A 19,800-nucleotide genomic window follows, 5' to 3' on the forward strand; every position below is an offset into this window, starting at 1 on the left:
CCGCTGATCAAGACTTGAGGAATACCTGTGCCCGGATTGAAGGTGCCGACGCGCTCGGCCGTCTCCGGCGGCGTCGTCGCCGTCTTCGCGGGGGCCCTGATCCTGCTCTCCGTGCTGCAGCAGGGCGAGTCCACCGCCGAGGTCAACCTGGACGACTCCGGCGTCTGGGTCACCAAGACGTCAGCCGGGCTGCTCGGACGCTTCAACGACGAGGCACAGGCGATGGACGGCACCCTGTTGTCCGGCTCGTCGACGTTCGACGTGCAGCAGGCCGAGTACCGGGTCCTGATGACGGACGCGGGCACCGCCACGGCCAGCCCCGTCGACCCGGCGCAGCTCGTCCTGGACGGCACGATGACCGCACCCGCCGGTGCGGTCATCGCGTCCGGCGGGCACACCACGGCGGTGCTGGAACCGGAGGACGGCCGGCTGTGGGTGCTCCCGTTCGAGGCCGCCGTCCAGTTCGACGCGGCCGACCTCGAACCGACGGCGGTGCTCGGGCCGGGTGCCCGGATCGCCGTCGCGACGGACGGCACGGTCTTCGGCGCCGCCCCCGCCAAGGGCCGGATGGCCACCGTCCTGACGACCGGCTCGGGCACCGTGGACACGGTGACGGACGCGGAGCTTCCGGTCGGCAAGGACGCCGAGATCGAGGTCACCGCCGTCGGCGACCGGCCGGTGGTCCTGGATCGCACCGCGGCCACGCTCGTGCTGCCCGGCGGCGACGTCGTGGAGCTGGCCGGCGGGGCCGAGGCCCGGCTCCAGCAGCCGTCGGCGGAGGCGGACGCGGTCGTCGTGGCGACGACCAAGGGTCTGGTCACCCAGCCGCTCGACGGCGGCAGCTCCACCACCCGGGTGGGCCAGGGCACCCCGGCGGCGCCCGTGCAGCTCGGCGGCTGCACGTTCGGCGCCTGGTCGGGCACCGGCCGCGTGGTCCGGGACTGCGAGGGCACGGACCTCGACGTGGACGATCTGCTCGAGGGCGCGGACGGCGAGCTCGCCTACCGGGTCAACCGCCAGGTGATCGTGCTGAACGACGTCACGTCGGGCACGCTGTGGATGGCCGCGGACGACTTCGAGAAGGTCGACGACTGGGACCTGAAGTTGCCCGAGGACGCCGAGGGCGAGAAGACCGAGGCGGAGACCACGACGCCCGAGATGGTGGACCAGTTCGTCGCGCAGCGGGACAAGCCCAACCGGCCGCCGACGCCGAAGGACGACTCGATCGGCGTCCGGCCGGGCCGGACGACCGTGCTCGACGTGCTGGGCAACGACCTCGACCCCGACGGCGACGTGCTGACGGCGTCGATCGCGGAGCCCGCCGGCAAGGTGGCCGGCACGGCGGCGTCGGACGTCTCGGTGGACCGCGTGCTGGACGGCGCGGCGCTGCAGGCGAACGTGCCGGAGACGGCGACCGGCAGCACCACCTTCACCTACACCGTGGACGACGGTCGCGGCGGCACCGCCGACGCGAAGGTGCAGGTGCGCGTGGTGCCGCTCAGCGAGAACAAGGCGCCCGCGCCGAAGGGTGAACCGGTGCTGCGCGTGGGGCAGGGCGGGGCCGCGTCGATCAAGGTGCTGCCGTTCTGGCGGGACCCCGAGGGCGACGACCTCGTCCTGTCGAGCGCGACCACCGCGGACCCGATGGACGAGGTGCGGTTCCGCCCGGACGGTACGGTCGAGTTCCGGGACGGCGGCACCACGACCGGCCGCAAGATCGTGGACCTCACGGTGTCGGACGGGCTCGACCAGGTGGGCACCGGCAGGCTGCTCGTCGACGTGATCGGCACGCAGGAGCCGCCGGTCGCCGTGGCCGACCACGTGACCGTCCTGGCGGGCGACCCCGTCACCGTGCAGCCGCTGCGCAACGACTCCGACCCGAACGGTGACCGGCTTCGCCTGGTCAGCGTCTCCGAGCAGGAGCCCGCCACCATCACGGAGAACTACGCCGCGGGGACCTTCCGGTTCGTGAGCCAGGAGCCCGGCAGCTACGACATCACCTACCAGGTCAGCGACGGCCCGGGCTCGACGATGGGCCTGGTGCGGGTCGACGTGCTCCCGCCGCCCGACGCCGCGGGCCCGCCCGTGGTCGTGGCCGACACCGTGCTGCTCCCTGCGGGCGGCTCGGCGCTCGTGGACGTGCTGGCGAACGACTCCGACCCGGGCGGCGGCGTGCTGGTGGCGTCCTCGGTGGAGGCCGGGGCGGGCGTCACCGCCGTCGTGCTGGACCACCACGTGCTGCGGGTCGCGGAGACCGAGCGCCTCGACCGGCCCGTGACCCTGCGGTACACCGCGTCCAACGGCACGGAGACCGCCGTCGGGCAGGTGCGGGTGGTGCCGATCGCCGCGCCGACCAAGCTGCGCCCGCCCGAGGCCGCGGCGGACGAGGCGACCGTCCACACGGGCGACATCGTGACCGTCCCGGTGCTCAAGAACGACTCCCACCCGGACGGGCTGGAGCTGAAGCTCACCCCGGAGCTGGTGGAGGAGCCCGAGTTCGGCGAGGCCTTCGTGTCCGAGGGCACGGTGCGGTTCCGTGCCGGTTCCGAGGCCGGCACCGCGCACCTGGTCTACGAGCTGCGGGACAGCAACAACCAGAAGGACTCCGCACAGGTCACGATCAACGTCACCGACACCCTGGAGAACGCGGCACCGCAGCCGCCGCACACCACGGCGCGCGTGCTCGCGGGCGCGGTCACGCGCATCCCGCTGCCGCTCGACGGCAGCGACCCCGACGGCGACCACGTGACGCTCGACGGTCTCTCGGCGCCGCCGTCGCAGGGCACCGCCCGCGTCGTCGACGGGTTCCTCGAGTACGAGGCGTCACGGGGCTCCGCGGGTGCGGACGAGTTCCGCTACGCCGTCACCGACACCCGCGGCGCCACCGCCGAGGGCACGGTCGCGGTGGGCATCGCACAGCCGCCGGGCGTCAACCAGCCGCCCACCGCGGGCGACGACGAGACGCTCGTCCGGCCCGGCCGCGACGTCGCGGTGGACGCGCTGGCCAACGACTCCGACCCGGACGGCGACCAGGTCGGCCTGGTGCCGAAGTCGTTCGAGGGTGCGGAGGGGCTCGACCCGCAGGTCGTCGACGACCTGGTCGTCGTCACGACGCCGCGCGACGAGGGGACCCAGACCTTCTACTACGGCATCGAGGACACCTACGCGGCCCGCGCCACCGGCGCGATCACGGTCCAGGTCGCCAAGGACGCGCCCCTGCTGCGCCCGGTGGCCCGCGACGACGTGGTGCCGCCCACCGAGGTCACCTCCGACACCGTGACCGTGGACGTCCTGGGCAACGACACCGACCCCGACGGGGTCGCGAGCGACCTGACGGTCGCCGTCGTCGGCGACGACGGCGAGCAGCCCGACGGCGTCACGCTCGGCGAGGGCGGTGAGGTGACGGTGGCGCTCACCGAGGATCCGCAGGTGCTCACCTACACCGTGACCGACCTGGACGGGCTGACGGCGAAGGCGTTCGTCCGGGTGCCGCGGGACGGTTCGCTGCCGCACCTGAGGCAGCCCGTGGAGGCGCTGCGGACGTTCGCCGGCGAGACGCTCGAGATCGACATCGCCGACCACGTCGAGGTGGCCGACGGCCACGAGCCGCGGTTCACGGTCGAGGAGAAGGTGTCCGCCGTCGAGGGCACCCGCGAGGTCACCGGTCCCACCACGCTCACGTTCACGTCGGACGAGGACTACGTGGGCCTGGCCTCCGTCACCTTCGAGGTGACCGACGGCGACGGCCCCGACGACCCCGAGGGCCGGACCGCGGTGCTCACCCTGCCGATCGACGTGCAGGCCAGCCGCAACCAGCCGCCCGAGATCAAGGGGACGGCCCTGCTCGAGGTCGCCGCGGGCGAGGAGGCGGCGCTGGACCTGTCGCGCGTCGTGGTGGACCCGGAGGGCGACCCGCTGACCGTCGAGCTCACCGGCGGGGCCGAGGGCATCACCTTCGGCACCGAGGGCTCGACGGTCCTCGCGCAGGCCCAGGCCGCGGTGCCCAAGGGCACCCGGGTCACCGTCCCGTTCACGGTGTCCGACGGCGGGCACCCGCCCGTCGCCGGGGACCTCGCCGTCACGGTCGTGGCCTCGACGCGCCCGCTGGCGCGCGCCAACCCGGACGTGGTGCGCGACGCGCACCAGGGCGAGGCCGCCACGGTGGACGTGCTCGCGAACGACGCCAACCCGTTCCCGCAGGATCCGCTGACGGTGGTCGGCGCCGTGGTCGAGACGGGCGAGGGTGTCGCCGAGGCGACGGGCTCCACGGTGGTCGTGACGCCGTCGGACGACTTCGTGGGCGCGATGGTGGTGCGGTACCGGGTGGCCGACGCGACCGCCGACGTGAGCCGCGAGGTGGAGGGCACGGTCCGGCTGACCGTGCTGGGCCGGCCGGAGGCGCCCCGCGCCCCGCAGGTCGAGGAGGTGCGGTCCGGGACGGTCGTGCTGGCGTGGGACCCGCCGTCGGACAACGGCGCCGAGATCACCGGGTACACCGCCCGGTCCGGCAAGGGCGACGTCACCGAGTGCCGGTCGACCACGTGCACGGTCACCGGCCTCAAGAACGACGTGGTCTACAACTTCACCGTCACGGCGACCAACGAGGTGGGGGAGTCCGAGCCGTCCGGGCAGTCCGAGGACGCCCGGCCGGACGAGAAGCCCGACAAGCCGGAGCCGCCGTCGCTGACGTTCGGCGACTCGTCGCTCGCGGTCTCGTGGAAGAACCGTGCCTACACCGACCGGTCGCCGATCGAGTGCGTGAACCTCGAGATCAGCCCGGCCCCGGCCGACGGCGTGATCCAGAAGTCCTGCGTCACCGGCACCCGGACCGTGTGGGACGGCCTGGCCAACGGCACTGCCTACACGGTGACCGTGCAGGCCGTGAACGCGGCGCCGGACCCCTCGGACTGGAGCGACGCCTCCGCGCCGGAGACCCCCGCCGCGCCGCCCGCCCAGCCCGCGGCCCCGACCGCGCAGCGCGTCGACAACGCGCTCGGCGGGCAGATCACGGTCGCGTGGACCGAGCCGGCGAACAACGGCGACGCGGTGGAGAAGTACTACCTGGACGTCTTCGAGGACGGGGCCAAGGTCGAGACCCAGACGGTGACGGGCACCTCGCGCGTCGTCTCGGGGCTGTCCGCCGAGGCGTCCTACACGTTCGCGGTGACCGCCGAGAACAAGGCGGGGAGGTCCCCGGCCAGCGACCGGTCGGCCGCACAGGTGCCGTACGGGCAGCCGCTGGTCCCGGGCACGCCGACGGCGGCGCTCGGCTCCACCACGAGCGGTCAGGCCGACGTGCGCTGGGGCGGGATCGCGTCCGGCGACTTCCGCGGCCCGGGGCACCGGTACGAGGTGCTGGCCAACGGCGGGGGCACCCCGGCGAACGCGGGGACCGCGACCTCGTACACCTTCAGGAATCTCGCCAACGGCACGGCGTACCGGTTCCAGGTGCGTGCCTGCAACCAGTACACGTGCTCGGCATGGACGGCGAGCTCGAACGCCGTGACCCCGTACACGACCCCGGGCGCCCCCGGCGTGAGCTGGACGCTGCGCTCCTCCTCCGAGGGCCGGTTCACCGTGTCGCCCCCGGGCAGCAACGGCGGCCGGGCCGTGGAGTCGATGCGGTACCGGATCAACGGCGGCGGCTGGCAGAGCATGGCCGCCTCGGGCGGCACCGTCGACGTCGGGCCCGCGTACAGCACGAGCTACAGCCTGGAGGCGCAGGCCTGCAACGCGGCCGGGTGCGGCACCACGGGGTCGGGCAGCGGGCGGACCAACTCCAACCCGGCCAACCGCGGCTTCACCATCTCGAAGGGCGCCGACGCGTCGACCTCGTCCGGCTGCCGCCAGGGCGCGGCGTGCCGGTGGATCAACATGAGCATCACCGGGTGGGAGCCGAACACGGCGTTCACCATGCGGTGCCTGTCCACGGAGCACGACCCCGCGGGCCAGGTGTACTTCCCCCGGTACGAGCAGGGCAACTGGTGGGGGCAGGCGTGGGGCGTGCCGCTGCGGACCGACGGCAACGGCAACTGGTCCGGGCAGACCGACTGCATGCACGGCTACACGGGTGAGCACACGTGGATCGAGACGCAGCAGCTGGGGGAGTCGAACCACCTGCTCTGGTAGATCTGCGGAATCACGCCGACACGGTCGCGACACTCCGGCCACTTACCAGACGAACTCCTACAATCTGGACGGGCGGCATGGGTAGTCCTGCCCACTGAAATTCCACGACGATTCACCCTTCCCCCCGGTAGTGTGCTCCCGTTGCGCCTGTGTGTGCCGTCCGGGCGGGCAATTTTTCGGTGGCGTGAGGAAAAGAGGAGGACGCATGAGCTTTGTCTCACGCGTGTACGAGAACCGCAGATCGGCAGCGTCGGTCGGTGTGGTGACCCTCTTCGGTGCGGGGCTCCTGGGCTTCGCGCTCCTGTACGACGGCGAGGCCACCGCCGACGTCGAGCTCAACGACTCCGGCGTCTGGGTCACCCAGACCGCCTCGGGCAAGCTCGGCCGCTTCATCTATGACGCGCAGGCGCTGGACGGCTACCTGTTGGCCAACGCGGCGAGCTTCGACGTCGAACAGGACGCCCAGCGGGTGCTCCTGGACAGCGCGTCCGACTCGTCGGCCAGCCCCGTGGAGCCTGCTCAGCTGACGCTCCGGGGCACCATGAAGTTCCCTGCCGGAGCGCAGGTCGCCGCGGGCGGCGCCACCACCGCGGTGTACGACGGCGAGTCGGGCAAGGCCTGGGTCATGTCCTTCGACGGCGCGGTCGCGTTCGACGAGAAGAAGCTCAAGCCCACGGTCAAGGCCGGCCCGGGCGGCACGCTGGAGGTGGCCAAGGACGGCACCGTGTTCCTGGCCGTGCCGGCCGACGGCAAGCTCTACACGATCCCCACCAGCTCGCAGGGTGTCGCCGAGGACCCCGAGGAGTCCTCGCTCGCGCTGAGCGCCGACGCGAAGGTCCAGGTCACCGCGGTCGGAGACCAGCCCGTGGTGCTGAACCAGTCCACGGGCAACCTGATCCTGCCCGGGGGCGACTCGGTCGAGATCGAGGACGGCTCCCAGGGGATGCTGCAGCAGCCGTCCGCCGAGTCGGACAACGTGGTGCTGGCCACCACGAAGGGCCTGGTCTCCCAGCCGCTCGACGGCGGCGACGCGACCACGCGCACGGCGCAGGGCGGGCCGTCGGCCCCCGTGCAGCTCAGCGGGTGCGTCTACGGCGCCTGGAACTCGGGCCAGGTCATCCGGGACTGCGAGGGCACGGACAACGACGTGGACCAGGTGCTGGAGGGCGTGAACGCCGGCATCAGCCTCGTCTACCGCGTGAACCGCAACATCATCGTCCTGAACGACGTCGCGAACGGCTCGCTGTGGATGGCCGCCGACCAGTTCGAGAAGGTCGACGACTGGGACCTCAAGATGCCCGAGGACGCCGAGGGCGAGAAGACCGAGTCCGAGCAGACCACGCCGGAGCAGGTCGACCAGTTCGTGGCCGAGCGCAACAAGGCCAACCGCCCGCCCGTCGCCAAGGACGACTCGTTCGGCGTGCGGCCCGGCCGCACCACCGTGCTGAACGTGCTCGCCAACGACGTGGACCCGGACGGCGACGTGATGGTCGTGAAGGTCAAGGGTGAGGTCGACGGCGCCGTCGGCGTCGACCGGGTGCTCGACGGCGCGGCGCTCCAGGCGAACGTGCCGGCCGACGCGACCGGGACCACCAGCTTCACCTACGAGGTGAACGACGGCCGCGAGGGCGGCGTCGACGAGGCGTCCGTGGACGTCAAGGTGGTGCCGCTGGAGGAGAACAACGCGCCGATCCAGTCGGGCGAGCCCGTGCTGCGGGTGGGCCAGGACGGCCTGGCCAGCATCAAGGTGCTGCCGTACTTCAAGGACCCGGACGGCGACGACATGTTCCTGTCCAACGCCAGCAGCGCCGATCCCCTGGACGAGGTGCGGTTCCGCCCGGACGGCACCGTCGAGTTCCGCGACGGCGGCACGGCCACCGGGCGCAAGATCGTGGACATCACGGTCTCCGACGCCTTCGGCCTGCCGGTCCAGGGCAAGCTGCTGATCGACGTCAGCGCCATCAACATGCCCCCGGTCGCGGTGCAGGACCACGTGACCGTGCTGACCGGCGAGCCCGCGACGGTGCGGCCCATGGCCAACGACTTCGACCCCAATGGCGACAAGCTGCGCCTGACGGCGGTCGCCGACAAGCCCGGCCTCACGATCACGCCGAACTACGGCGCCGGCACCTTCCGGGTCGTGAGCGACTCGCCCGGCTCGTACGACGTCACGTACCAGATCACCGACGGCCCCGAGCCGACCATGGGCCTGGTGCGCGTGGACGTCGCCGACCCGCCGGACGAGGCGGGCCCGCCGGTCGCCGTGTCCGACCAGGTGCTGCTGCCCACCGGCGGCTCGGCGCTGGTGGACGTGCTCGCCAACGACACCGACCCCGCGGGCGGCGTGCTCGTGGTGCAGGGCGTCTCCGTCCCGGACGACGCCCCGGTCAAGGTGGCCGTGCTCAACCACCAGATCCTGAAGGTCTCGGAGGTCAAGCGCCTGGACGGGCCGGTGACGGTCACGTACACCGTCGCGAACGGCTCGGGGACCACGACCGGTCAGGTGCGCGTGGTGCCGATCCCGGCGCCGGCCCAGCTGCGCCCGCCGGAGGCGGGTCCCGACGAGGCGACGGTGCACGTCGGTGACGTGGTGACGATCCCGGTGCTGAAGAACGACACGCACCCGGACGGCCTGGAGCTGACGCTCACGGACGAGCTGCAGGAGTCGCCGCCGGCGTCGGCGGGCGAGGCGTTCGTCTCGGAGGACACGGTGCGGTTCCGGGCCGGCCAGGAGGCCGGGACGTACCACGCAGTCTACGAGGTGAAGGACTCCAACGGGCAGAAGGACTCCGCCCAGGTGACCATCGTCGTCAAGGACGACCCGGAGAACGCGGCCCCGCAGCTCCCCGACATCACGGCGCGCGTGCTGGCCGGGGGGACCACCCGGATCCCGCTGAACCTGGACGGTACGGACCCCGACGGCGACTACGTCACCCTGAGCTCGATCTCCGCGGCGCCGTCGCAGGGCACCGCCACCATCGTGGACGGGTTCGTCGACTACACCGCGGCCGAGGACAGCACCGGCCTGGACACCTTCACCTATCAGGTCACGGACACCCGGGGCGCGGTGGGCGAGGGCCTGGTGCGTGTGGGCGTCACCCAGCCGCCCGCCACCAACCAGCCGCCCCAGGCCGCCGACGACGAGACGACGGTGCGGCCGGGCCGCACGGTGGCCGTGCGCGCGCTCGAGAACGACACCGACCCCGACGGCGACGAGATCGGCCTCGTGGAGAGCGCGTTCGAGGGCACCGAGGACATGGACCCCAAGGTGGTCGAGGACGACGTGGTGGTCACCGCGCCGGACGACGAGGGCTCCTACTCCTTCTACTACGGCATCCAGGACAGCTTCCGGGCCCGCGCGAGCGGCGCCATCACGGTCAACGTGGACAAGAACGCGCCGCTGCTGCGGCCGATCGCCCACGACGACGTCGTGACGGCGGACGACGTCGAGGGTTCCTCGTCGGTGACCGTGGACGTCAAGGCGAACGACGTGGACCCGGACGGTGTGGCCGCCGACCTCGAGCTCACGATCGACCCCGACCTGGAGGGTGTGCGGATCACCGAGGAGGGCTCGCTGGAGGTGCAGCTCACCGAGAGCGCCCAGGTGATCACCTACACCGTGACCGACATGGACGGCCTGGAGGCCAAGGCCTTCGTGCGGGTGCCGGGCGACCAGTCCCGGCCGCACGTCAAGCCGGGCCTGGAGCCGCTGAAGGCGACCAGCGGCGAGCCGCTGACGATCGACATCGCCGAGTACGTGGTGGTGCGTGACGGGACGAAGCCGCGGATCACCGAGGAGAAGACGGTCAAGGCGCTGGAGGGCAAGGTCGAGGTCGACGACGCGGACACGCTCGTCTACACCTCCGCCGAGGACTTCGCGGGCGCGGCGTCGGTCAGCTTCGAGGTGACCGACGGCGACGGGGCGGACGATCCCGAAGGCCTGACGGCGGTGCTGACGTTGCCCATCGACGTGACCCCGTCGAAGAACATGCCGCCCAAGATCACCGGCCGGCCCGTGCTGCAGGTCGCGGCCGGCGAGGAGAGCTCGGTCGACCTGGCGCGGTACGTCAAGGATCCCGACAAGGACCCGCTGACCTTCGACGTCAAGGGTGTCGAGGGCATCGCGCCGTCGGTCTCCGGCGACACGGTCTCGGCCCAGGTCGACCCGTCCGTCTCGAAGGGCACCGCGCAGGAGCTGGCGATGACGGTCTCGGACGGCACGAACCCGGCCGTCGAGGCCGTGCTGACCGTCGAGGTCGTGGCCTCGACCCGGCCGCTCGTCCAGACCACGCAGGACGTGGTGCTCGACGCCCACCAGGGCGAGGCCACCACCATCCCGGTGCTGGACAACGACACCAACCCGTTCCCGAACAAGGAGCTGACGCTGTCGGGCGTGCCGACGGTCGAGACGGGCATCGGCACGACCGAGTACCGCGGCAACCAGCTCGTGGTCACGCCGGACGAGGACTTCACGGGCGCCATGCTGGTGCGCTACCGCGTGCAGGACGCGACCGGCGACCCCGACCGTGAGGTGGACGGCATCGCGAAGCTCACGGTGCTCGGCAAGCCCGAGGCGCCCCGTGCGCCGCGGATCGAGGAGGTCCGTTCGGAGACCGTCGTGCTGAGCTGGGACCAGCCGAACAACAACGGCGCGGACATCACCGGTTACACGCTGCGGACGCAGAACGGCCAGGAGCACGCCTGTGCCACGACCACCTGCACGTTCGACGGGCTCGCGAACAACGTGAAGTACACCTTCACGGTCACCGCGACCAACGACGTGGGCGAGTCCGACCCGTCCCCGGCGTCGCGCGAGGCCCGTCCGGACGAGAAGCCGGACCAGCCCGAGCCCCCGACGCTGGAGTTCGGCGACCAGAGCCTGATCGTGAAGTGGCAGAACCGGTCCTACACGGACCGCTCCCCGATCGAGTGCGTCAACCTGGAGATCAGCCCGGCCCCGGCCGACGGCGTCACGCAGAAGACGTGCCAGCCGGGCAGCACCACCACGTGGACCGGCCTGAACAACGGCACCGCGTACACGGTGCGGGTGCAGGCCAAGAACCAGGCACCGGACCCGTCGGAGTGGTCGGAGCCGTCGGCCCCGGAGACCCCGGCCGCGCCGCCGGCGCAGCCGGCGGCGCCGACCGCGCAGCGGTCGAACAACGCCATGGGCGGCCAGATCGACGTGTCGTGGACGGCTCCGGCCAACAACGGCGACGCCGTGAAGAAGTACTACCTCGACGTCTACGAGAACGGGAGCAAGGTCAGGACGGTGACGACCGCCAACACGTCGGACGTCGTGCAGAACCTGAACCCGGAGTCCTCCTACACGTTCACGGTCCAGGCCGAGAACAAGGCGGGCAAGTCTCCGGTCAGCGGGCAGTCCGCCGCGGAGCCGGCGTACGGCATCCCGACCATCCCGAGCGGGGTGACCGCGAGCAACCCCGGCGACGGTCGGGCGACCGTGAGCTGGAGCGCGCTCCCCAGCGCGAACTTCCGTGGTCCGGGGCACCGGTACGAGGTGTCGGCCAACGGCCAGGGCAACGCGAACGCGGGCGACGCGACGTCGTACAACCACGGGGGACTGAGCAACGGCACCTCGTACACGTTCCAGGTGCGGGCGTGCAACCAGTACGTCTGCGGTGACTGGTCGGCGGCGTCCAACGCGGTGATCCCCTTCGGCCCGGTGCCGACGCCGACCATCTCCGCGAACGGCGGGGACCAGAAGGTCACCTTCACCTGGGACGCGACCGCGACGAACGGGCGCCCCACCACGGTGCGCGTGAGCGGTGCGATCTCGAGCACGGCCAAGAGCGGCTCCCAGACGGCCTCCGCCGGCTACAGCACCGACAAGACGGCCTGTGTCACGGTCACGGACTCCGAGGGCCAGAAGGCGGAGAAGTGTGCCACCGGCAGGTCGGACGCCAGGCCCAACCCGCAGGCCTGGGTGACCAGGGGCTCGAGCGTCGACAACAACGAGTGCAGCGACGCCTCGTGCGCCTACATGGTCGTCAACTGGCAGGACTTCTCGACCGGGAACCACAGCGTCGAGTGCTACTCGGGCACCAACCCCGACGAGTCCGGCTGGCACAACATCCTGACGCCGGACCGCGCCTACACCGTGAACTTCGGTTCGGCCAACGGCAGCCACCAGCTCGGCTGCTTCTACGGGTACCCAGGCACGCAGGTGGCCGTCCGAATCGACGGCACCCTGTACGAGGCCAGGAACTGGTAGAACAAGCCCCGCCCGGCCGCCGCGCACGCGGCGGCCGGGCACGCCATGATCGACACAACTTTCACCCGACGGACGAGCAGTAACGAGCAGTAGGGAAACACGAGATGACCACGATGACCCCCGAGCAGGCGGCCTGGTTCGCCCAGACCTTCGACCGGCTCGTCGGCAACGTCGGGCAGGCGGTCCTGGGCAAGGCGCCGGTCGTGCGCCTCGCGCTCACGTGCATGCTCGCCGAGGGCCACCTGTTGCTGGAGGACGCCCCGGGCACGGGCAAGACCATGCTCGCGCGTTCCATCGCGGCGTCGGTCCAGGGCACGCACAACCGCATCCAGTTCACGCCGGACCTGCTCCCGTCGGACGTCACCGGCGTGACGATCTACGACCAGAAGACCGGGAAGTTCGACTTCCACCCGGGTCCGATCTTCGCGTCGATCGTGCTGGCGGACGAGATCAACCGTGCCTCGCCGAAGACCCAGTCCGCGCTCCTGGAGGTCATGGAGGAGGGCCGCGTCACCGTCGACGGCGTCGCGCACACCACCGGCCGCCCGTTCATGGTGCTCGCCACCCAGAACCCGATCGAGCAGGCCGGTACGTACCGTCTGCCCGAGGCCCAGCTCGACCGCTTCCTCATGAAGACGTCGGTGGGCTACCCGGACCACGCGTCCACGGTGGAGATCCTGTCGGGCGCCGCGCTGAAGGACCGCAGCCAGGTGCTGCAGCCCATCATCACGACCAAGGCCGTCACCGAGATGGCCGACCTCGCCGCGACGGTGCACACCGACACCGCGGTGCTGGAGTACGTGTCGCGCCTCGCCGAGGAGACCCGCAACGCCCACGAGGTGCGCGTCGGCGTCTCGGTCCGTGGCGCGCTCGCCCTGGTGCGCTGCGCCAAGGTGTGGGCCGCCGCGCACGGCCGTAACTACGTGCTGCCCGACGACATCAAGGAGCTGGCCCAGCCGGTCTGGGGCCACCGCTTCGTGCTGGATCCGGAGGCCGAGTTCGCGGGCGCCCGCCCCGACGTCGTGCTCGCCCGGATCATGGCCGACGTCGCCGCGCCGCAGGAGCGGGCCTCGGCATGACGACCTCGGGCATCTCGGCGGGCAGCGCGACCGGACCGGCCTACGGCAAGCGCCAGGACAAGCCGACCGGCCTCGCCGGCGTCGTCGCGGCGGGCCGTGCGCAGGCGCAGCGCGGCCGTCGCGGCTGGGTGACCTTCGCCGCCGCCGCCCGGACGCGGGCGGGGGCGGTCGGTCGTACGCTCGCGCCGGTCCGCCGGACGTTCAGCACGTTCGGCATCGCGGTGACGCTGGTGGCGGCCGGCTCCTGGATCGCCGCGCTGACGCTCGGCTGGCTCGAGCTGCTGGTGGCCGCGATCGTGCTCACGGTGACGCTGCTGTGCGCCATCGTGTTCGTGCTCGGCCGGTTCAAGTACGACGTCGTGCTCGACCTGGCGCAGGCGCGCGTGACCGTCGGCGACCGCGCCGTCGGCCGCCTGGACGTGCGCAACTCGTCGAGCCGCCCGCTGCTGCCGTCGGTGATGGAGCTCCCGGTGGGCACCGGCACGGCGGCGTTCCCCGTGCCGCGGCTGAAGGGCGGCGGCACGCACGAGGAGATCTTCACCATCCCGACCCGGCGCCGCAGCGTGATCACGGTCGGTCCGGTCAAGTCCGTCCGCGCCGACCCCCTGGGCCTGCTGCGCCGCGAGATGACGTGGACCAACGAGCAGGAGGTCTTCGTGCACCCGCGCGTCAAGAACCTCACGGGCTCCTCCACGGGCTTCCTCAAGGACCTCGAGGGCCGGGTCACCAACGACATCACGAACGCGGACGTGAACTTCCACGCCCTGCGCGACTACGTGCCCGGCGACGACCGCCGGCACATCCACTGGAAGACGACGGCCCGCACCGGCCAGATCATGGTGCGGCAGTTCGAGGAGACCCGGCGCTCGCACCTCGCGGTGCTGCTGTCCACGCGCGCCGAGGACTACGCGAACGAGGAGGAGTTCGAGCTCGCCGTCAGCGTGTGCGGTTCCCTGGGCCTGCAGGCCATCAAGGAGGACCGCGGCGTGACGGTGCTCGTCAACGAGGCGACGCTGCACGGTGACCACCGCACGCGCCTGATGGACGACCTCTCCCGGATCGAGATGGTGTCCCGCAAGTCCAAGCTGGTGGACCTCGCCCGCGCCGCGAGCATGGCCGCCGCCGACTTCTCGGTGATCTCGTTCATCGTCGGCAGCATGGTCACGCCCACCGAGCTGCGTGCGGCGTCGGCCCGCGTGCCCGTGGGGGTGCAGGTCATGGCCATCCAGTGCGTGCCGGGGGCCTCCCTCGGCCGGCACTCCATCGCGGAGCTGGGCGTGCTCACCCTGGGCCGCCTCGGTGACCTGCCCCTTGCGCTGAAGAAGATGAGCGACGGATGAGCGACGAGAACACCCGCGGCAACCTCCCGGCGGGCGCGCACGCCCAGGGCAGCCAGCCCTCCTACGGCACCGGACCCGGGTACCGGACCGGAACCGGCCGGGGCACCACCCGCCGCAAGGAGGCGGAGCAGCCGCGCGCGCTGACCAGGTTCGCCCTGGTCGACCTCGCGGCGCTGGCCGTGATGCTCGGCGCCGTCGCCGTGGGCTTCGGCCCGGTCTGGGGCTCGCTCGGCTACCTGCTGCCCACGGTCGGCGGTGCCCTCGTGGGCCTGGCCGTGGCCTGGGTGGGCGCCTGGCGGAAGTTCCCCGCCGTCGTGGTGACGGCGCTGGCCGTGCTGGCCTACGTGCTGTTCGGCGGTGCGCTGGCCCTGCCGCACACGACGATCGCCGGCGTGGTGCCGACCCTGGACACGCTGCGCGAGCTGCTGCTCGGCTCCGTGCAGGGCTGGAAGCAGTTCATCACCACCAAGGCCCCCATGCAGTCGTTCCCCGACCTCGGGGTGGTCCCGTTCCTGCTCATGCTGGTCGTCGCGCTCGTCGCCGGCACCATCGCCTGGCGCGCCAGGCACGCCGTCTGGGCCGTCGTGCCGGTCATCGTCGGCCTGGTCGGCGTGATCCTGCTCGGCACGGTCGACGAGGCCATGCCGATCGTGCAGGGCCTCGTGATCGCCATCACGGCCCTGCTCTGGGGCGGGGTGCGGGTGATGGAGGCGCGCGTCGGCACGCACTCGATCACCACGGAGGCCAGCCGCGAGGCCACGCGCCGGCTGCGCTGGCACCGGGTGCGCACGGGCGCCACCATCCTGGGCGTCGCGGCGCTGGCGGCGGGCTTCACCGCGCCGATCCTCATGCCGGCGCCGCAGCGGACGGTGCTCCGCGAGACGGTCGTCCCGCCGTTCGACATCCATCAGTTCACCAGCCCGCTCGTGGCGTTCCGGCACTACGCCAAGGACGCCCGCGAGGACGAGCTGTTCACGGTCAGCGAGCTGCCCGAGGGCGCCCGCGTCCGCCTCGCGACCCTCGACGAGTACGACGGCGTGGTCTTCGACGCGTCCGGCGACGGCGGCGACACCGGCGTCTACACGCGGGTCGGCGAGGAGATCGCGACGTCCTCCGACGAGACGCCGACGCCGATCGAGGTCACGGTCGCGGAGTACAGCGGCGTCTGGGTCCCCGAGATCGGCAACCTCACCGGCGTGGAGTGGCTCGGCGCGAACGCCGAGGCCCAGATGGACGGCACCTACTACAACTCGGACACCAGCACGGCGATCACCACCGCCGGCATCACGTCGGGCGACACGTACCGGCTGAACGTGCTGCTGCCCGCGACGCCGGACGAGGACGCCCTGAAGAAGGCCACGATCGGCGACGCGGAGCTCCCGGAGACCGAGGCGAGCGCGCTGCCCGCGGGCCTGCCCGGCAAGACGGCGCAGTTCACGGGCGACAAGACCGACCCCGTGGAGAAGCTCTTCCTGCTCCGCGACGCGCTCCAGAACTCCGGCTTCCTGTCCAGCGGGCTCGACGGCCAGCCGCCGTCACGGCCGGGTCACTCCGCCGACCGCGTCGACACGCTGATCGAGCAGGAGGAGATGGTGGGTGACGACGAGCAGTTCGCCGTCGCGCTCGCCCTCATGGCGCGCCAGGCGGGCATCCCGGCCCGCGTGGTCATGGGCTTCTACCCCGACAAGGACAGCACGTTCGAGGAGGGCAAGCCCTGGACGGTGGTCGGCAGCGACGTCCACGCCTGGGTCGAGGTGCCCTTCGAGGAGTACGGCTGGGTGCCGATCGACACGGTCCCGGACGAGAACCCGCAGATCCAGCCCGAGCCCAAGAGCGAGCAGGTGCCGAAGCCCCCGGTGCTGCAGGACCCGGAGCCGCCGGAGGAGCCGGACAAGGCGAAGGCCGGCAGCGTCGAGGACGACGAGAAGGACGACACCGAGAACGACCCGTTCGACTGGGGCCTGCTCGGACTCATCCTGCTCGCGGTCGGCATCCCGCTCCTGGTGATCGCCGGACCGATCATCGCGATCCTCGCCTACAAGGCCCGGCGCCGGACGGCCCGGCGTACCGCCGACCTGCCCGCGGACCGCATCAGCGGCGGCTGGCACGAGGTCGTCGACGTCGTGACCGACATCGGGACGAGCGTGCCCCGCGGCGCGACACGCCGGGAGAGTGCCGGCGTGATCGCCGGTGCGCACCAGGCCCCGTCGACGCTCACGCTCGCGCACCGCGCGGACGCCTCGGTCTTCGGCCGCGGTGAGCCCACCCAGGCGGACGTCGAGTCCTTCTGGGCCGAGGTGGACGAGCTGGTGGGCGGGCTACGCTCCAACCTGAGTACGCGACGGAGGGTCGGCGCGGCGTTGTCGCTGCGCTCCGTCTGGGCGCGTGTGGGCGGTGGTCGCGGAATCCTCGCGGCCCTCGGGGGACTCGGGTCCCGGCGGACGAAGGAGAACTGATGACGGACGTGGTCTGCGCTGGATGCGGGTCGACCCAGCGGGCGGGCGCGCCCTTCTGCGCCGCCTGCGGACGGGAGTTCCCGCGGACGGGACGGCCCGTCGTGGAGCAGGCCCAGGTGCCGCAGGGGCAGGTGCAGCAGGCGGCCGCGGCACGCGACCGGTCGGGAGGCTCGGTGCCGCTCGTGGAGAGCCGGCCGCCGATCACGACCGAGGTCGAGGTGTACACGGCGACGCAGATCCCCACGGCCGGCACCGTGCCGCCGCCGCTGGTGGCGCCCTACGCGGGCGTCGGCAAGCGCTTCGTCGCCTGGCTCGTCGACGGCGTGATCGCCGGTGTGCTGGCCGGCATCGTGGTGGCCATCGGCCTCTCGTTCATCGACATCCCGCCGGCGCTCACGGTGGTGTCCCAGGAGCAGGCGGCCGAGATCGCCGCGCAGGCGGTGCGGGTCTACCTCATCGCTGGCCTGGTCGCCTTCTGCTTCCAGCTCTCGATGTGGATCTGGGAGTCCCGGACCGGACGCACCATCGGCAACTCGGTGATGGGCCTGCGCACGCTCTCCGCCGAGGACCGCGGCCCGATCGGGTTCGTCCGCGAGCTGCTGCGCGTGCTCGTGCTCGCGGCGGGTTCCCTGGTGGCCGGCTTCGGGCAGATCGTGGTGCTGCTCAGCCCCGCGTGGGACAAGGGCGACAAGGTCCAGGGCTGGCACGACAAGGCCGCGCGGTCGGTCGTGGTCGACGTCCGCGCCCCGCAGATCGCGCTGACCACCGGGCTCGCCCCGGTGGGTCCGGGGCCTCGCGCCCCCGGCCGGCCCGCGATGCGGACGGCGGCGCCGGCGGCCCCGGCACCGGGCCAGTACGCCTCCCCGCAGCTGCCTCCGCTGTCTCCGGCCCCGCAGGCCCCGGCCCAGCCGTCCGTGGCGGCCCCGGACCCGTGGTCGTTCCCGCAGGCACCCGCCCAGGGCGCACCGGCTCCGACCGGCGACGGTCTCATCACGGGCATCCCCGGAAGCGGGGTCGGGGCCCCGCCCGCCCAGCAGCAGCCGATGCAGCAGCAGCCGGTCCAGCAGCCTGCGCAGCAGCAGTACCAGCAGCCCGCACCGCAGCAGCCGGTCCAGCAGCAGCCCGTGCAGCAGCAGCCCGAGTCGGCTTGGCCGGCGCGGACCTGGCCGGCCCAGCAGGAGCAGGCGGCGCCCCCGGCGCAGCAGGCCCCGGCCGACCTGCCGCCGCAGCAGCACCCGGAGTCCCGGCCCACCCGCAGGGTGACTCTCCCGCAGGACGGCGCGGCCCAGCCCGGCCCGGTGTCGCAGCCGACGCTGCCGCCGCAGTCCGACGGGTTCTCGGACTCCACGCGGATGCAGGCCCCGGTCCTGGAACCGGCTGCGGTCGTGACCGTGGCCCTCGAGCTGGAGTCCGGTGAGCGCCGAGTCATCGACGGGCCCGCCCTGGTGGGCCGCAACCCGCAGGCGAGCGGTGGCGCGGGCTACATCCTCGTGCGCGTGGAGGACCCGACCCGGTCGGTGTCCAAGAACCACGCCGAGCTCGGCGTCGACTCCGCAGGGCTGTGGCTGACCGACCGTGGGTCCACCAACGGCACCGTGGTCTCGGCGCCGGGCCGCTCGCCCCAGGTCGCGGAGCCGGGCGCGCGGGTCCGCGTGCCGGTGGGCTCGACCATCCACGTCGGGGACCGTCGTCTGGTCGTGCACCCCGCCGAGTCCCGGGCATGACCGAACAGGAGCAGGGGCTGACGACGATCTGGGGTGCGGCATCGCACCAGGGTCGTCGTCGGTCGCTCAACGAGGACGGGTACCTGGCCACCGGCCGGGTGTTCTTCGTGGCCGACGGCATGGGCGGGCACGAGGCGGGCGAGGTGGCGAGCTCCGAGGCGCTGGCCGCGCTCAGCGGGCTGGCCGACGTCGAGCGCGTGGAGCCGGCCCTGGTCGAGGCGTTCCTCGAGGCGGCGCAGCAGCGGGTCCGGGCCATCGAGACGGAGTCGGGCAACGCGCCGGGCACGACGCTCACGGGCGTGCTGGTCGACGAGCGCGAGGACGTGCCGTACTGGCTGTTCGTGAACGTCGGCGACTCGCGCACCTACATCCTGTCGAACGGCGTGCTGTCGCAGGTGAGCGTGGACCACTCCGAGGTGCAGGAGCTCGTGGACGCGGGCACGATCACCATGGACGAGGCCCGCAGGCACCCGCGGCGGAACGTCATCACGCGCGCTCTCGGGGCCCAGCAGGACGTCCGGGCCGACTTCCGGTACATCCCGGTGACGCTGCACGACCGCGTGCTGATCTGCTCGGACGGCCTCACGGGGGAGCTGACCGACGAGCAGATCACCACGATCCTGCTGGAGCAGCCCGACCCGGAGCGCGCCGCCGGGCACCTGGTCAACGCGGCGATCCAGGCCGGCGGCCGGGACAACATCACCGTGGTGGTGGTCGACGTGACCGGGGTGGACGACCAGACCATAGGGTCGTCGACAGCACCGCGGGCGGGGGCGGAGCCTGACGAGGACACCCTGCCGCGAGAAGAGCACGCAGCAAGAAGCCAGGGGGTCTGAG

At 72.3% G+C, this 19,800-nt stretch carries 7 protein-coding genes; all 7 read left to right on the forward strand.

All coding sequences use genetic code 11. From position 1 onward, the window contains the following. Positions 1-27 precede the first annotated feature (27 nt). The 7 genes from ACZ7LE_RS03740 to ACZ7LE_RS03770 all read left to right on the forward strand — a co-directional run bounded on the left by ACZ7LE_RS03740 (position 28) and on the right by ACZ7LE_RS03770 (position 19,799). Positions 28-6,129: an Ig-like domain-containing protein gene (locus tag ACZ7LE_RS03740; RefSeq protein WP_470402025.1), complete on the forward strand. Its 6,102-nt coding sequence runs from the start codon at positions 28-30 to the stop codon at positions 6,127-6,129. A 205-nt stretch (positions 6,130-6,334) separates the two neighbouring features. After that, entirely contained in the window at positions 6,335-12,364 is a 6,030-nt protein-coding gene (locus tag ACZ7LE_RS03745; RefSeq protein ID WP_470402026.1) for an Ig-like domain-containing protein, read from the forward strand. Between the two features lie 104 nt (positions 12,365-12,468). Continuing rightward, positions 12,469-13,443 carry an AAA family ATPase gene (locus ACZ7LE_RS03750; protein ID WP_470402027.1) on the forward strand — a complete coding sequence of 325 codons (975 nt, stop codon included), beginning with the start codon at positions 12,469-12,471 and terminating at the stop codon, positions 13,441-13,443. Next, complete coding sequence (locus ACZ7LE_RS03755; RefSeq protein ID WP_470402028.1) at positions 13,440-14,783, forward strand: DUF58 domain-containing protein; 1,344 nt, start codon at positions 13,440-13,442, stop codon at positions 14,781-14,783. Before ACZ7LE_RS03750 ends, ACZ7LE_RS03755 begins: the two co-directional genes overlap by 4 nt. Next, positions 14,780-17,239: a transglutaminase TgpA family protein gene (locus ACZ7LE_RS03760; protein ID WP_470402029.1), complete on the forward strand. Its 2,460-nt coding sequence runs from the start codon at positions 14,780-14,782 to the stop codon at positions 17,237-17,239. The genes ACZ7LE_RS03755 and ACZ7LE_RS03760 overlap by 4 nt, the downstream gene beginning before the upstream one ends. Continuing rightward, complete coding sequence (locus ACZ7LE_RS03765; RefSeq protein ID WP_470402030.1) at positions 17,239-18,963, forward strand: RDD family protein; 1,725 nt, start codon at positions 17,239-17,241, stop codon at positions 18,961-18,963. The genes ACZ7LE_RS03760 and ACZ7LE_RS03765 overlap by 1 nt, the downstream gene beginning before the upstream one ends. Continuing rightward, on the forward strand, positions 18,960-19,799 hold the full coding sequence (locus ACZ7LE_RS03770) for a PP2C family protein-serine/threonine phosphatase (protein WP_470402031.1): 840 nt from the start codon (positions 18,960-18,962) through the stop codon (positions 19,797-19,799). Before ACZ7LE_RS03765 ends, ACZ7LE_RS03770 begins: the two co-directional genes overlap by 4 nt. The last annotated feature ends 1 nt before the right edge of the window (position 19,800 follow it).

Source organism: Promicromonospora sp. NPDC110617, assembly GCF_055598465.1.

Coding starts and splice junctions, on each gene's coding strand:
- ACZ7LE_RS03745 (WP_470402026.1), top strand. CDS start 6,335: ATGAGCTTTGTCTCACGCGTGTACGAGAACCGCAGATCGGCAGCGTCG.
- ACZ7LE_RS03750 (WP_470402027.1), top strand. CDS start 12,469: ATGACCACGATGACCCCCGAGCAGGCGGCCTGGTTCGCCCAGACCTTC.
- ACZ7LE_RS03755 (WP_470402028.1), top strand. CDS start 13,440: ATGACGACCTCGGGCATCTCGGCGGGCAGCGCGACCGGACCGGCCTAC.
- ACZ7LE_RS03760 (WP_470402029.1), top strand. CDS start 14,780: ATGAGCGACGAGAACACCCGCGGCAACCTCCCGGCGGGCGCGCACGCC.
- ACZ7LE_RS03765 (WP_470402030.1), top strand. CDS start 17,239: ATGACGGACGTGGTCTGCGCTGGATGCGGGTCGACCCAGCGGGCGGGC.
- ACZ7LE_RS03770 (WP_470402031.1), top strand. CDS start 18,960: ATGACCGAACAGGAGCAGGGGCTGACGACGATCTGGGGTGCGGCATCG.